The sequence below is a fragment of the Rhizobium sp. PAMB 3182 genome (assembly GCF_052908355.1).
The window spans coordinates 1820102-1834005 of record NZ_CM128607.1 but is presented as its reverse complement, the minus strand read 5'-3'; the positions used below and the strand labels follow the sequence as shown (position 1 = coordinate 1834005).

Sequence of the window (13904 nt, the reverse complement as noted above, 5' to 3'; positions counted from 1 at the left end):
ATGACCGACGAGCTTTTCAAGGCGGCGAAGGACGCGATGGCATTTGCCTATGCGCCTTATTCCAAGTTCCCCGTCGGCGCCGCAATCCGCGGCGAAGACGGCAAGGTCTACAAGGGCGCCAATATCGAGAACCTCGCCTTCCCGCAGGGCTGGTGCGCCGAATGCACGGCGATCGGCCAGATGATCATGGGCGGCGCGAAGAAAATCGTCGAGATCGCGGTGATCGCCGAGAAGCTGCCGCTCTGCCCGCCCTGCGGCGGCTGCCGGCAGAAGATTGCCGAATTCGCCACGAGAGAGACGCGCATCTATCTGTGTGATGAAGTGGGTGTTCAGAAGACGCTGACGATCGACGAACTGCTGCCCTTCGCCTTCGAGACCGAGGTCATCGGATGAAGGAGGTCATCGACCTGCTTGTCGATCAGCTGAACGGGCTCTTGCCGAAATACGGCATCGTTCTCGGGTCGGGGCTAGGCCATCTAGCCGATGAATTGCGGGATGCGGTCCGCGTCCCCTACGCCGAACTCGAAGGCTTCCCGCATGGTGGCGTTTCCGGTCACGCCGGCGAACTGGTGGCCGGCTACATGGGCAAGACGCCGGTCGTCATGCTGTCGGGCCGGGTTCACTACTACGAGCAGGGCGATGCCGCGGCCATGCGGCTGCCGATCGCCGTGCTGGAAGGCCTTGGCGTCAACTCGCTGATCCTCACCAATTCCGCCGGCTCGCTGAAGGACGAGATGCCGCCGGGATCGGTGATGCTGATTACCGATCACATCAACTATTCCGGCATGAATCCGCTGATCGGCGAGCGCAGCGACCGCCGTTTCGTCGGCATGACGAATGCTTATGATACGGAGCTCGTCGAGCGCATGCGTGCCGCCGCAGTCAAGGCCAACGTCAACCTGGCCAGCGGCGTCTATATGTGGTTTTCCGGCCCGAGCTTCGAGACACCGGCGGAAATCCGCATGGCCCGGATACTGGGAGCCGATGCCGTCGGCATGTCGACGGTTCCCGAAGTCATCCTGGCGCGCTATTATGGTATGAAGGTTGCCGCCGCTTCCGTCATTACCAATTTTGCCGCCGGCATGACCGGCGCAGAACTCAGTCACGAAGAAACAAAAGACATGGCCCCCATTGGTGGAAGGCGTCTTGCGGCAATCCTGAGGGAGATGATTGCCGGAGGAGACCTTCATCATGGATCGCCATGACCTGCGCGAGACGGCGGCGTTAGCCTTGTCCGTACTGGATTTGACCAACCTGCGTGCCGATTGCAGCGAGGACGATGTCGTTGAGCTCTGCGCCCGGGCGCAGACCGGATACGGCAATGCGGCGGCGATCTGCATCCTTCCGCGCTACGTCTCACTGGCGCGGTCCATACTCGGACCGTCGCATGCGGTGCGGATTGCAACGGTGGTCAATTTTCCCGATGGCGAAAATACCTGCGTGGCCGTGGAGGACGAAACGCGCGCGGTTCTCGACGCCGGCGCGGACGAGATCGATCTGGTCATTCCCTACCGCGCCCTGATGGCCGGCGACGAGCAGGCCGTCACACGCATGGTTTCGGCCGTCAAGGCCATTTGCGGCAGCGATGCGATGCTGAAGACCATCCTCGAGACCGGCATCCTTGGCGACCCGCATCTCATCCGCCGTGCCGCCGAACTGGCGATTGCCGCCGGTACCGACTTCATCAAGACGTCGACAGGGCGCGCCGGCGTGCACGCCACGCAGGAGGCCGTCGACACCATCCTGCAGGCCATTCGCTACTGCGGACGCAAGGTCGGGATAAAGCCGTCCGGCGGCATGCGGTCCGTCGAAAATTCCGGCCTCTATCTCGGACTTGCGCAGACGGTGATGGGGGAGGACTGGGTCATGCCCTCGACCTTCCGCTTTGGCGCGACCGTCCTTCTCGACGACATCCTGTCGGTCCTTTCCGGCCGGCGCTTTGAAGACGCAACCCTGCAGGCGAACCATTAGAATGCTCCCACAGGAAACCATCCGGAAGAAGCGCGACGGCGAGGAATTGTCGGCCGCCGCGATCAGCGAGTTCATCGCCGGCATGACCGCCGGCACGATCACCGAAGGCCAGGCCGCCGCCTTCGCCATGGCCGTCTATTTCAAGGGCATGAGCCGCGCCGAGACCGTGGCGCTGACGCTCGCCATGCGCGACAGCGGCGATGTGCTCGACTGGAGCGATGCCGGCCGGCCGATTGTCGACAAGCATTCGACCGGGGGCATCGGCGACAATGTCTCGTTGATGCTGGCGCCCATCCTTGCAGCCTGCGGGGCCGCGGTGCCGATGATCTCCGGCAGGGGCCTGGGGCACACTGGCGGCACGCTGGACAAACTTGAATCCATTCCGGGCTATCAAATCCGTCCGGATGCGCAGCGCCTTCGCGAAACCGTCCGGAACGTCGGTTGCGCCATCATCGGCCCGACCGGCGATCTCGCCCCGGCCGACCGCATCCTCTACGGCATCCGTGACGTGACCGCGACGGTCGATTCCATGCCGCTGATCTGTGCCTCTATCCTGTCGAAGAAGCTGGCGGCCGGCCTCGAAACGCTGGTCCTCGACGTCAAGTTCGGCAGCGGCGCCTTCATGACGTCGATTGCGGAAGCCGAGGAACTGGCCCGCATTCTCGCGGGTGTCGCTAATGACGCGGGTGTCAGGACTTCGGCATTGATCACGGACATGAACGAGCCACTCGCCGCTGCGGCCGGCAATGCGCTGGAAATCGCCAACTGCCTGGCCTTCCTGAAGGGCGAGAAGACGGGAACGCGCCTTGAAGCGATCGTCTTTGCGCTGGCCGGCCAGATGCTGATGCAGTCGGGTATCGCGTCGGGCCCCACGGAGGCTGAAACGATGGCCCGAACAGTGCTTGAAAATGGCCAGGCGGCCGAGACGTTTGCGCGCATGGTCAGCGCACTCGGCGGTCCAGCTGATCTTCTGGAGAGGTCTTCCGCCTATCTGCCGGAAGCGGCCGTCATTCTCCCGGTCCCGGCATCTGCGGATGGCTTTCTCTCAGCCTGCAATGCGCGCGATGTCGGCCTTGCCGTGATCGGCCTCGGCGGCGGCCGCCGCAAGCCGTCCGACGCCATCGACCACGCTGTCGGCTTCAGCGGCTTGCTGCCGCTCGGTAGCGAGGTGAAAAAAGGCGATCCGATTGCCTTCGTCCACGCTCGCAGCGTATCCGAAGCAGACAAGGCGCGCGCGGCCTTGATCGCAAGCTATCGGATCTCCGCGGATCCGCCGGAAGAACGGCCGGTCATCGCCGGCCTCGTCTGATTACTGGACGAGCTGCAGGACACCGTCCTTGACGGCATAGGACTGCAGCTTCTTCATGAAGCTCATGCCGACGAGCATGCCGGACAGTGCCTTGTCCTCCAGCACCACGGCTTCGACATCGCGCACCCGGACATTGCCGATCTGGACGTCCTTCAGCAAGACACTGGCGGCGCGTGCCTTCCCGTTGGCGGTGCCGACCGTGTACTTGTAGTCGATATCGCTGCCGGCAATGCCGATGCGTCGCGCGGTTGTCTCGTTGATGGCCACAGTGCTTGCGCCGGTGTCGATCAGGCCATCGAGGGGCCGCCCGTTAATGACCACCCGGGCATAGAAATGCCCGTTTCGTCCGACGGGTATCTCCGTCCGTCCGCTGTGTCCATAAGAGGCTGGCTCCGCCTTTGCCGTGTCGGTCACAATCGTCTGCTTTGGCTGCACCGACTCGCTCTGGCGGGTGAATGACGACATCAGGGACGGGACCACAATAGCCGAGACGCCGGCAATTGCGGCAATAACGATGCTGCGGACGATCATGGCGGACCCTTGTTTGCAAAACCGGACCGATCGTTATGGATGAGCGTCTGACGAATGGTTAACGCAGACGCAAACGGAGCCGAACCGGCCTCGTTTCCATGCGTCCTGGTTAAGGAAAGTTAAACTATTTGGTCCCGTACATCCGGTCGCCCGCGTCGCCAAGACCCGGAACGATATAGCCTTTTTCATTCAGATGGCTGTCGATCGAGGCGGTGTAGACCGGCACGTCCGGATGTGCCTCGGTGAAGTTCTTCACGCCTTCCGGTGCGGCCAGCAGGCACAGGAAGCGGATGTTCTTCGCACCGCGCTCCTTCAGCTTGTCGACGGCGGCAATCGAGGAATTGCCGGTCGCCAGCATCGGGTCGACGACGATGATCAGGCGCGACGCGATATCCTCCGGCGCCTTGAAGTAATATTCGACCGGCTTCAGCGTTTCGTGGTCGCGATAGACGCCGATGTGCGAGACGCGCGCGGAGGGGACCAGCTCCAGCATGCCTTCCAGAAGGCCGTTGCCGGCGCGCAGGATGGAGGCGAACACCAGCTTCTTGCCTTCCAGCACTGGCGCCTGCATCTCGGTCATCGGCGTCTCGATGGTCTCCATCGTCAAGTCCAGATCACGCGTCACCTCGTAACAGAGCAGCGTCGAGATCTCCCGGAGCAACCGGCGGAAGCTGGCCGTCGAGGTTTCCTTGCGGCGCATGATGGTGAGCTTGTGCTGCACGAGCGGGTGATCGATAACGGTGACGCCGTCCATGGGTAGGCCTTCTTTTCTGGTTATGTACGGACTTTTTTCCACGGAATCTGCGCAGGCCGCAAGAGACGAGACGGCGTTTTGCCCCGTTTCTTTAGACAAAGCGGCTACCGGCTTCAGAGAAAGCTGCGCCCGTAGCGTCCGGCGCGCAGGCCGAGGTGGCGCGCGATGGTTTCGCCGATGTCGGCATAGGTGCCGCGAATGCCGATCGACCGCGTCTGGATGTTCGGCCCGAACGCGATGACCGGAACGCGTTCTCGCGTGTGATCCGTTCCGCGCCAGGTGGGGTCGCAGCCGTGATCTGCCGTCAGCACGATGAGATCGCCCGGTCGCAGCCGGCGGAAGACGTCCGGCATCTGCCGGTCGAACGCTTCCAGGGCAGCGGCATAACCCGCCACGTCGCGACGATGGCCGTAAAGCATGTCGAAATCGACGAAGTTGGTGAAGGTCAGGCTGTTGTCCGGCGCGTTTTCCATCAGGTCGAGGCTTGCCGACATCAGCGCCGCATTGCCATCGGCCTTGATCTTGGCGGTCACGCCGCGCGCGGCGAAGATGTCGCTCACCTTGCCGACGGCGATCACCTCCCGGCCGGATTGCGCGGCGCGGTCGAGCAGCGTCTGCTCCGGCGGCGGGACCGAGAAGTCGCGGCGGTTGCCGGTGCGGGTGAAAGTCGACGCATCCTCGCCGACGAACGGACGGGCGATCACGCGGCCGATATTCAGCGGATCGAGCAGCTGGCGGACGATCTGCGAGAGCTGGTAAAGGCGATCCAGCCCGAAATGCACCTCATGGGCGGCGATCTGAAAGACCGAGTCCGTCGATGTATAGACGATGGGCCTGCCGGTGCGGATATGCTCCTCGCCGAACCGGGCGATGATATCGGTGCCGGATGCGTGGCAGTTGCCGAGGACGCCCGGCAGGTCGGCATGCCGACAGATCGCGTCCAGCAGTTCGGCGGGGAATGACTGCTCCCTTTCGGCAAAATAGCCCCAGTTGAAATTGACCGGCAGGCCGGCAATCTCCCAATGGCCCGACGGCGTGTCCTTGCCGCGCGAAACCTCGTTCGCTGCGCCAAAGAGGCCAAATACCCTGTCAGGGATCTCCATGCCTGCCGGAAAGCGGCCGCACGCCATCTCTGCAATGTGCATCAGTCCAAGCGCGGAAAGGTTGGGCAGGCGCAGCGGGCCGCTTCTCAGGCCTGCCCGATCGGCCGCGCCGGCCGCACAGGCTTCGGCAATATGGCCGAGCGTGTTCGCACCCGAATCCCCGTAGGCGCGCGCATCCGGCGCCCCGCCCACGCCGAAGGAATCCAGAACGTAAAGGAATGCTCGTGCCATTGTGTCCTCGCCTGCCACGCAAGTCCGTCACAGGCTCTGCCTCAACGGGATATTCGGGCGCATCGATATCGCTCCGTCCAGTCATCTCATGCCTGTTGGCAGAGACGATGGCTGATGCCAACCCTCAATAAAGCAATTCCGGCAGATAAGGAAAGTGGGGACATGCGACATCCCCACCGGCCACCAGCTGTTACTTGGACGTGCCGGTCTCGGCGTGGACTTCGCAGTTCGGCGTGCAGGACAGTACGGTGCGTTCTGTCTGGCGGAAGACCCGGACTGTATCGTCTTCGTCGATGGCGACGAGGATGCGTTCGTCGAAAATGGCATTGCCGTCCGCATCGAGCAGAACCAGGTTCGTCGTACCGAACGCGTGGCCAGTCAACACGATCGTCTGGGAATCGGCGACCGTGGCGTCTGCGACATCGGAATTGCCGACGATGACCTTGCTGACCGGACGATCGAGCTTAAGCACCCGCGCCTGGTTCATGTAGACGGTCAGCATGCCGTCAGTATCCCTAGAAATGGCCGGCTTCATCCCGCAGACGGCAAAGGCCAGGACGAGGCAGGATTTGATGAGATGGCCACGCATGACGGCACGATCCTCGAAAGATGACGAGCTTCGGATGACGGAAATACTAACGGGACAATGGCGTGGAATGGTGAATGAACGGTTAAATGCCTCGATTTGGCGCAAGGGCGGAGCGAAATAACCGAGCTAAGCGCAAATATTGGAGTGACCATTGCCGATAATTGTCGTTCGCCAAGTTCGCTCTTCGCGCGGGTCGCCAAGGTGTCCGGAAACCGTCATCGATCATTTAGAAATGCAGTAAAGCCGTTTGCACCTTGTTTACCATAGTAATGATGTCCCGATATTTACGATCTGGTAACTACTTTTTTTAAGTCGATTGCAACAGGGGTTGGCTAGTGTTTCGACATCCGAACAACGGCAACAGTTGGCGGAAGTGCTGAACAAGTGGACTAAGGAGATCACCATGACCAAGCTTTTTGCACGCTTTATGAAGGACGAGTCCGGTGCGACCGCCATCGAATACGGCCTTATCGCAGCTCTCATCTCTGTCGCAATCATCACCGGCGCGACGACTCTTGGTAACAACCTGGGCAACCAGTTTACCAACATCGCTGGCAAGCTGAACTACTGAGGCAATTGAGTTAGCGGCAGTGTGGCAGCGATCTACGGAAAGCTGGCACCTTGATCCAACTACAGATAGACCGCTCTCAGAGATGAGGGCGGTCTTCGTTTTGGATGACGGGAGGGATTTTCGACCGTCAGAGTGTTTCGGATTTTTTAGCACTTTGACGCTAGACTCTTGTGTATGGAACGGAGCTAATGAGATGATCACTGCAGCTATCGTCGTTATATTTCCGCTGTGCCTGGCAATTGCTGCCTTCTCGGATCTATTCACGATGACGATCCCGAATCGCGCTTCGGCAATCCTGCTTGTGACGTTCCTTATCGTGGCGATGTTCCTGGGTCTGTCGTGGCAACAGATCGGACTTCACTACGTTGCCGGTCTCTGCGTCTTCTCCGTTTGTTTCGGCCTCTTCGCCTTCAACGTCATGGGTGGCGGCGATGCGAAGCTGCTGACGGCGGCTGCCGTGTGGTTCGGTTTGACGCCTTCGCTCATGGAGTTCCTGATTTATGTCTGTTATGTCGGCGGCGCTGTGACGTTGTTGATCGTCATGCTGCGCAGCCAGGCAAATGCGATCATGGGTATGGGGCTTTCTCTGCCCGCTTCTATCCTGCATGCGAAGAAGATCCCGTATGGCATTGCGATCGGCATCGGAGGGTTTCTCGCCTATCCTTCCTCGCCACTCATGCTCCTGATAACGAACGGGCGTTGAACCGGCCAACTCTGCCGAAATCGTCGTCAGTAAGCTTGCATTAACCAAGCCTGTACGCATCTCATTAACTATAATTACACCATTTGCTGATCATCCTTGGGGGAAATCAAGTCGCGATTCCTCAAGGGACGATCATGAAACCTGCCCGCATCATTATTCTGACAGTTGCTGTCGTTGCCGCAGGCCTGGCGGGACTTCTCGTGGTCAACATGGTGGGCCGCCCGCAGGTTGTGGTGCAGCAGACTGAAGCTCTCGTCGAGAAGGAGCCGACGGTGGATGTTCTCGTCACGAAGGAGAATCTGCCGGTCGGAAGTCGCCTCAATCCGGAAAATGTCGAATGGATTGCCTGGCCGCAGGGAAGTGTGGCCGACGGGCTGATCACCAAGGCAAAAAGCCCGGATGCCGTCACAGCCATGGCAGGCTCGGTCGTGCGGCTTCCCCTGTTTGCTGGCGAGCCGATCCGGCCGGAAAAGATCGCCGACTCCTCGAGCAGAATCCTGTCTTCGCTGCTGCCGGCCGGCAAGCGCGCCATCTCGACGGATATCACCGTATCGACGGGCGCCGGCGGCTTCATTCTCCCGAACGACCGGGTCGACGTCATCATGGTCCGCCGTGACGACAACCGGAATTTCCAGACGAGGACGATCCTGAGCAACGTTCGGGTCCTGGCGATCGACCAGCAGATCCAGGAGCAGGAGGATGGATCGAAGGCAGTCGTCGGTTCCACCGCGACGCTGGAGCTCACGCCCGATCAGGCGAAGGTGATCGCCGTGGCGCAGCAGATGGCCGACCGGCTGACGCTGGCATTGCGCTCTGTCGCGGACGCCGGCGAAGAGGACACATCGATCCCCAAGGGCATTCTGAATTCCGGGACCGGAGCCGACAGCATCACCGTGATCAAGTCCGGTGAGCTGGCAACCAGCAGCATCAATGCTGCTCAGTCGCAATAAGGGAGTGGGGACCATGAAAATTTTAAAGAAGACGGTCCATGCACTCCTTGCCGGCGGTGTATCGCTATCGTTGACCTTCTCCGGCCTGACAGCCGGGGTATCCACCGTTCTTCTGGTCCCGGAAGCTGCGCATGCGGCTTCGAGCGTGATCAAGATCGCACGTTTTGGGGCGGGCGCATCGCAGCGCGTCAAGCTCGGCCTGAACAAGGCCGTCGTCATCGATCTGCCGACGGATGCCCATGATATTCTCGTGTCCGATCCCGAAATGGCCGACGCGGTGACGCGGACGTCACGCCGGATCTATCTCTTCGGCAAGACGGTCGGGCAGACCAATGTCTTCATCTTCGGCCCCAACGGCCAGGAGATCGTGACACTTGAGATCGAGATCGAGCGTGACATCAGCGGGCTGGAGCAGAACCTGTCGCGCTTCATTCCCGACTCCGACATCAAGATCGAGATCGTATCGGACAACATCGTGCTGACGGGGACAGTCCGGACGCCGCAGGATGCGCTGCAGGCACAAAAGCTCGCCCAAGCCTTCCTCAAGGGCGGTGAGGCGACGACCCGCAGTTCGTCGGCTGCAAGCAGCGCCCAGGGCGGCGATGTTGCGATCTACGAGGAAGACCGTCAGACGTCGCAGATCGTCAATCTGTTGAAGATCGAGGGCGAGGATCAGGTGACGCTGAAGGTCACTGTTGCCGAAGTCACCCGTTCTGTCATGAAACAGCTCGGCTTCTCCGGCTCATTGAGCGGAGCGAATGCCGCGATCCAATATATGAACCCGACCAACCTTGGTTCGTCCGTCAACTCGACCGCGAACGCCACCTTGTCCGGATCAATTGCGGGCATGGATGTCAGCGCGTATATCAATGCCATGGAACGCGCCGGTGTCATGCGGACACTTGCCGAACCGAGCCTTACAGCGATATCGGGCGAGGATGCCAAATTCTATGTGGGTGGCGAGTTCCGTCTCGCTTCCAGCCAGGACATCGACGAAGACGGCAAGGTGACGCGCGAGGTCACGACGACGGAATATGGCATCGAGCTCAACTTCACGCCCGTCGTTCTGTCTCCGGGCAGAATCAGTCTCAAGATCGAGACGAACGTTTCCGAGCCGACTTTCGAGGATTCCTACGTTACTGGCGCGACACTCTCGACCCCTGGCGTCACCTATCAGGGCATCCGCAAGCGCGAAGCATCCACTACTGTCGAATTGCCGTCCGGCGGGTCCATCGTGATTGCCGGTCTGGTGCGCGACGATATTCGCCAGGCGATGTCGGGACTGCCGGGACTGGCGCGCATTCCTATCCTTGGCACGCTTTTCCGCAGCAAGGATTTTACGCGCAACGAGACAGAACTTGTCATCATCGCGACGCCGTATCTGGTTCGCCCGGTGGCGCGCAACAATCTTGCCAAACCGGATGACAACTTCAATCCGGCAAGCGACCAGGCGACGTTCTTCCTCAATCGCATCAACAAGGTTTACGGGCGCGAGGAGGACACCGTTCAACCGGGCCAGTTCCACGGCACCGTCGGCTTCATCTACAAGTAGGCGGAGAACGGCAATGACGAGAAATTCCAGAATAACCCGCCAGGACGCAGAGGCTGCAACCATGGTTCACAAGCCGACCGCCTATCGCTTTTCGCGCCTTTTTGTCGCCAGCTCGATGATGGCGATCGCCGGATTTGTAACCTCCTGCGGTTCCATGGGAGACCGCATCCAGACAGGCTCGATCCCGGACGACTACCGCACCCGCCATCCGATCGTCCTTGCCGACGTCCCGCATACGCTCAACTTGGCAGTCGGCACCGGTGACAAGGCACTTCCGATCGGTTCCAGGGACGTCTTGAAGGGATTCGCGGCCAATTTCATCGCCAGTGGCGGTGGCACGATCCAGGTCGCCCTGCCGCAGGGCGCGATCAACAGCGCGACCGCGTCTCATTTGTCGAAGGAGATTCGTCGGCAATTGGTGACGGCTGGAGTAAGTGCGCCGCAGATCGTCACGACGGTTTACGACGCCGGCTCCTACGAAGGCGCAGCACCTATTCATCTGAGCTACTCGGCAGTGACCGCGGTGACAAACACCTGCGGGCAATGGCCGAAGGATCTCATGGCAGACTCCATGGCGAACAAGAATTGGTACAACTTCGGTTGCGCCAGCCAGAACAATCTTGCCGCACAGATTGCCAATCCCATGGACCTCGTCGCACCGCGTGGAATGACGCCGATCGACGCGGACCGCAGGAGCACCGTCATAGACAATTATCGTGATGGGTCCAGCACCGCCTCCGAATGATCTGGCATTGGATTGAAAGTCAGGAAAGACGATGAACGCGATTGACTACGAAATTGGATCGGCGGGACCCGATGACGGCGGTGAGTTCGATCACGGCATCCTCGGCGATATGGAGCAGATCCGTCCTCTGCCGCGCATCTCCATTCACGCTTTCTGCGAAACCGATACCGTCAGCCGGGTCATGGACCGGATGGCCGAGGATCGGCGGATGTCGAAGGTCAGTCTGCGGATCAACGGCGGCGGCATTGCCGCTGCGGCCCGGATGTTTTCCCAGATCCCGACGCCCAATCTGATCATTCTCGAGACGACTGCCAGCCCGCAGAACCTTCTCGAAGAGCTGAGCCCGCTTGCGGAGGTCTGCGATCCGACGACTAAGGTCATCGTGATTGGCCACCACAACGACATAAATCTCTATCGTGAACTGATCCGCAACGGCCTCTCCGAATATCTGGTCGCCCCTGTGGCGATGGCCGACATCATGAGAACGGTGTCGGGAATCTTCGTCGATCCGCAGTCGGAACCGCTGGGTCGGAGCATTGCCTTCATCGGTGCCAAGGGCGGCGTTGGTTCTTCCACGATCGCGCACAATTGCGCGTTCATGATCTCGCATCTGTTCGACAGCGAAACTGTTCTTGCCGACCTCGACCTGCCTTACGGTACGGCCAACATCGATTTCGACCAGGATCCGGCGCAGGGGATTGCCGAGGCGGTCTTCACGCCGGAGAGATTGGACGAGGTCTTTCTCGATCGTCTGCTGAACAAGTGCTCCGACAAGCTGTCGCTGCTGGCCGCGCCATCGCTGCTTGATCGTGCCTACGACTTTTCCGGAGATGCCTTCCTGCCTCTGCTGGAGATCCTCCAGCGCACGGCGCCGGTAACCGTGTTGGATGTGCCGCATGTCTGGACGGATTGGGCGCGTTCGGTGCTCTCGTCCGCCGACGAAGTGGTCATCACGGCGATGCCCGATCTCGCCAATCTGCGCAACACCAAGAACCTGCTGGATGCCCTGAAGAAATTGCGACCGCACGACAAGGCACCGCATCTGATCCTGAACCAGGTCGGAATGGTCAAGCGGCCGGAAATCGCCCCCTCTGACTTCTGTGAACCGCTCGAGATGGAGGCGGCGGCCATCATCCCGCTCAACGTCCAGCTGTTTGGCGATGCGGCCAACAGTGGCCGGATGATTTCCGAAATCGACGGCAAGTCGCCGGTCGCGGAAACCTTTTCGCAGATCGCCCACCTGGTGACCGGTCGGGCGACCATCAAGAAGGAAAAGCGGGGCGGTCTCGGCAAGGTTCTGGGAATGCTTGGCAGAAAATAGACGGTTGAGAAGAACAGCGACAGGATTGAATGATGTTTGGCAAGCGCGGAAATGAGGGATTTGGCAAGGCGGGTACTGGCATCGGTACGATTGCCCGACCGTCCGTCCCCGAAAAGGTCGCGGTCTCCGAACCCGTCGCGCCACCGTCTTCTGCCGCCGCACCTGCGATGCCGGCTGCCGAAAATCCTGCACCCGCACCGGCAAGGCCGGGCGTGCTGGACGCGGGCCCCATTCCGGAGCGTGGCAAGATTGCGCCGCCGCCTCTGCAGCGCAAGAAGACTGCCCGCAACGAGGACTACTACGACACCAAGTCGCAGGTCTTCTCGGCGCTGATCGACACCATCGATCTGTCGCAGCTTGCCAAGCTTGACAGCGAGAGCGCGCGCGAGGAAATCCGCGATATCGTCAACGATATCATCACCATCAAGAATTTCGCGATGTCGATCTCCGAGCAGGAAGAACTGCTCGAGGATATCTGTAACGACGTGCTGGGCTACGGTCCTTTGGAGCCGCTACTGGCTCGCGACGACATCGCCGACATCATGGTTAACGGCGCCGGCCAGACCTTCATCGAAGTCGGCGGCAAGACGATCGAGTCGGAAATCCGTTTCCGCGACAACGCGCAGCTTCTGTCCGTCTGCCAGCGCATCGTCAGCCAGGTCGGCCGTCGCGTCGATGAATCGAGCCCGATCTGCGACGCACGTCTGCCAGACGGTTCGCGTGTCAACGTCATTGCGCCGCCACTGGCGATCGATGGCCCGGCACTCACGATCCGAAAGTTCAAGAAGGACAAGCTCAACCTCGATCAGCTGGTGAAGTTCGGCGCAATCACCCAGGAAGGGGCCGTACTGCTCCAGATTATCGGTCGCGTGCGCTGCAACGTCGTCATTTCCGGCGGCACGGGCTCGGGTAAAACCACCCTCCTAAACTGCCTGACGGCTTACATCGACACCGATGAGCGCGTCATCACCTGCGAGGACACCGCGGAACTGCAGCTGCAGCAGCCGCATGTCGTCCGTCTCGAAACCCGCCCGCCGAACATCGAAGGCGAAGGCGAGATCACCATGCGCGATCTGGTCAAGAACTGCCTGCGTATGCGTCCCGAACGCATCATCGTCGGCGAAGTCCGTGGCCCTGAAGTGTTCGACCTCTTGCAGGCGATGAACACCGGCCATGACGGCTCCATGGGGACGATCCACGCCAACACTCCGCGAGAATGCCTCAGCCGTATGGAATCCATGATCGCCATGGGTGGCTTCAGCCTGCCGGCGAAAACCGTCCGCGAAATCATTTCCGGCTCGGTCGACGTCATCATCCAGGCGGCGCGCCTGCGCGATGGTTCGCGCCGCATCACGCACATCACCGAAGTCGTGGGCATGGAAGGCGACGTCATCGTCACTCAGGACCTGATGATCTACGACATGGAAGGCGAAGACGCGAACGGACGCATCATCGGCCGTCACAAGTCGACGGGCATCGGCAAGCCGAATTTCTGGGATCGTGCACGCTACTACAATGAAGAGCGACGTCTGGCCGCAGCGCTTGACGCCATGGCGCAGTGATGAACGCAAGTT

At 60.6% G+C, this 13904-nt stretch carries 15 protein-coding genes; 11 read left to right on the top strand and 4 right to left on the bottom strand.

The genetic code is table 11. The features are described 5' to 3' along the window. From ACU5AZ_RS09135 to deoA, 4 genes are read left to right on the top strand one after another with little or no spacing between them, the layout of a single operon-like run. The gene (locus ACU5AZ_RS09135) at window positions 1–393 is read left to right on the top strand and encodes a cytidine deaminase (protein WP_446825680.1); all 393 of its coding nucleotides are present in this window, start codon (window positions 1–3) and stop codon (window positions 391–393) included. After that, a complete protein-coding gene (locus ACU5AZ_RS09130; protein ID WP_446825679.1) occupies window positions 390–1205 on the top strand; it encodes a purine-nucleoside phosphorylase in 816 nt (271 codons plus the stop codon). The genes ACU5AZ_RS09135 and ACU5AZ_RS09130 overlap by 4 nt, the downstream gene beginning before the upstream one ends. Further along, the gene (gene deoC / locus ACU5AZ_RS09125) at window positions 1192–1971 is read left to right on the top strand and encodes a deoxyribose-phosphate aldolase (protein WP_446825678.1); all 780 of its coding nucleotides are present in this window, start codon (window positions 1192–1194) and stop codon (window positions 1969–1971) included. The genes ACU5AZ_RS09130 and deoC overlap by 14 nt, the downstream gene beginning before the upstream one ends. A gap of 1 nt (window position 1972) precedes the next feature. Further along, window positions 1973–3280: a thymidine phosphorylase gene (deoA, locus tag ACU5AZ_RS09120; RefSeq protein ID WP_446825677.1), complete on the top strand. Its 1308-nt coding sequence runs from the start codon at window positions 1973–1975 to the stop codon at window positions 3278–3280. On the opposite strand, the gene ACU5AZ_RS09115 is transcribed toward deoA, so the two are convergent. The 4 genes from ACU5AZ_RS09115 to ACU5AZ_RS09100 form a co-directional block, all read right to left on the bottom strand. Further along, window positions 3281–3811 (bottom strand): retropepsin-like aspartic protease family protein, encoded by a 531-nt coding sequence (locus ACU5AZ_RS09115; protein ID WP_446825676.1) that lies wholly within the window; start codon window positions 3809–3811, stop codon window positions 3281–3283. It abuts the gene before it with no gap. 124 nt (window positions 3812–3935) lie between these two features. Beyond that, window positions 3936–4565, bottom strand: a complete 630-nt coding sequence (upp, locus tag ACU5AZ_RS09110; protein WP_446825675.1) for a uracil phosphoribosyltransferase — start codon at window positions 4563–4565, stop codon at window positions 3936–3938. Between the two features lie 113 nt (window positions 4566–4678). Beyond that, a complete protein-coding gene (locus tag ACU5AZ_RS09105) occupies window positions 4679–5899 on the bottom strand; it encodes a phosphopentomutase (protein ID WP_446825674.1) in 1221 nt (406 codons plus the stop codon). A gap of 190 nt (window positions 5900–6089) precedes the next feature. After that, window positions 6090–6434: a pilus assembly protein N-terminal domain-containing protein gene (locus ACU5AZ_RS09100; RefSeq protein WP_446825966.1), complete on the bottom strand. Its 345-nt coding sequence runs from the start codon at window positions 6432–6434 to the stop codon at window positions 6090–6092. A gap of 457 nt (window positions 6435–6891) precedes the next feature. Between ACU5AZ_RS09100 and ACU5AZ_RS09095 the strand changes: the two genes are divergently transcribed. The 7 genes from ACU5AZ_RS09095 (at window position 6892) to ACU5AZ_RS09065 (ending at window position 13892) form a co-directional block, all read left to right on the top strand. After that, entirely contained in the window at window positions 6892–7059 is a 168-nt protein-coding gene (locus ACU5AZ_RS09095; protein WP_446825673.1) for a Flp family type IVb pilin, read from the top strand. 193 nt (window positions 7060–7252) lie between these two features. After that, window positions 7253–7762 carry an A24 family peptidase gene (locus ACU5AZ_RS09090; protein WP_446825672.1) on the top strand — a complete coding sequence of 170 codons (510 nt, stop codon included), beginning with the start codon at window positions 7253–7255 and terminating at the stop codon, window positions 7760–7762. A 134-nt stretch (window positions 7763–7896) separates the two neighbouring features. Further along, a complete protein-coding gene (gene cpaB, locus ACU5AZ_RS09085; RefSeq protein WP_446825671.1) occupies window positions 7897–8712 on the top strand; it encodes a Flp pilus assembly protein CpaB in 816 nt (271 codons plus the stop codon). A gap of 13 nt (window positions 8713–8725) precedes the next feature. Then, window positions 8726–10264: a type II and III secretion system protein family protein gene (locus ACU5AZ_RS09080; RefSeq protein WP_446825670.1), complete on the top strand. Its 1539-nt coding sequence runs from the start codon at window positions 8726–8728 to the stop codon at window positions 10262–10264. 13 nt (window positions 10265–10277) lie between these two features. Further along, on the top strand, window positions 10278–11009 hold the full coding sequence (locus ACU5AZ_RS09075) for a CpaD family pilus assembly protein (RefSeq protein ID WP_446825669.1): 732 nt from the start codon (window positions 10278–10280) through the stop codon (window positions 11007–11009). A 31-nt stretch (window positions 11010–11040) separates the two neighbouring features. Beyond that, window positions 11041–12330, top strand: a complete 1290-nt coding sequence (locus tag ACU5AZ_RS09070) for an AAA family ATPase (RefSeq protein ID WP_446825668.1) — start codon at window positions 11041–11043, stop codon at window positions 12328–12330. 32 nt (window positions 12331–12362) lie between these two features. Further along, window positions 12363–13892: a CpaF family protein gene (locus tag ACU5AZ_RS09065; RefSeq protein ID WP_446825667.1), complete on the top strand. Its 1530-nt coding sequence runs from the start codon at window positions 12363–12365 to the stop codon at window positions 13890–13892. Window positions 13893–13904 lie beyond the last annotated feature (12 nt).